Genomic DNA, 1,047 nt, shown 5'->3' with positions numbered 1-1,047 from the left:
GACGTCTTCCTCCATCCCGATCTTCAAAGACGTCTCGTAAATGTACTTGAATCGCGGCCACATCAGTGGATCATGGCCACTCACGCCCCGGAAGTCTTGGCCGAGTCCCGCCGCGATTCGGTTATCTGGGTAGACAGGACAAAAGTAAGGGCTAAGTCTCTCCGGGATTCCAAATCTTTCGATCAGGCCAGTCAGCAGCTAGGTTCTGGATTCAACCTCGGCGTCGCCCGTGCGCTGCGTTCCAAGGTTGCCCTTTTCGTCGAAGGCCAGGACATGAAGGTCCTTAGAAATGTCGCACGAAAGGTCGGCGCGACAAATCTGGCTGGAGAGAAGGGTGTGGCGGTTATTCCGCTCGGAGGTTTTGATAACTGGCAACACGTTGGAGCCTTCGCATGGCTGAACGATAATCTGCTGGATAAGTCTGTCGCCACTTATGTAATCCTGGACAGGGATAACCGGCCCGACCAGCAGGTGTTCGATGTGGTGAACGAACTTTCAGCGAACGGCATCCATGGCCACGTCTGGGGCCGTAAAGAACTCGAAAGCTACTTCCTTCTGCCTGGCGTAATATCCCGCATATCCGGAGCGAGCGTCGAAGTTGTTCAGGAACTCCTCACGGAAGCAATCCTGGAGCAGAAGGTAGACGCTCAGGCGCAATTTATCCACCGCAGGCAACTGACCATGGTATCTGCGACCATGGACGCTATGACGGTGTACCGAAACGTACTTCCCAACTTTGAGCAAATCTGGGCAGATCCAATCGAGCGCCTCAAAATCTGCCCACCCAAGAAAGCTTTGGCAAGCCTGAACAGGAAACTGGCAGCCGCTAAGTATAAGAGTGTCTCGGCACGCTCTATCTCCAATAACATGCGTGCAGACGAAGTGGTTGCCGAAGTAAGGGACCTGCTCTTGGATATCGAGGGTGCGATCTCGGGAGCTCGCTAAGGTCGGTGGAGCGGCTTTGGGCTGGAGCTGCTTTGGGGCGAGTGATCATGGCCCCGTAAGCTGATGGCGAGTCGGGCAGTCAGTGGACCTGCCCGTAAAGCA

The 1,047-nt window shown here is 55.0% G+C and carries 1 protein-coding gene; it reads left to right on the top strand.

The features are described 5' to 3' along the window. Positions 1 to 945: ATP-dependent endonuclease (locus tag ACFY9I_RS42665; RefSeq protein WP_391012964.1), on the top strand; the 945-nt coding region annotated here is incomplete at its 5' end. Positions 946 to 1,047: the final 102 nt, after the last annotated feature.

The organism is Streptomyces sp. NPDC012510 (assembly GCF_042955065.1).
In the GTDB taxonomy this organism is placed as follows: domain Bacteria; phylum Actinomycetota; class Actinomycetes; order Streptomycetales; family Streptomycetaceae; genus Streptomyces.
This window is presented reverse-complemented; position numbering and strand designations above follow the sequence as displayed.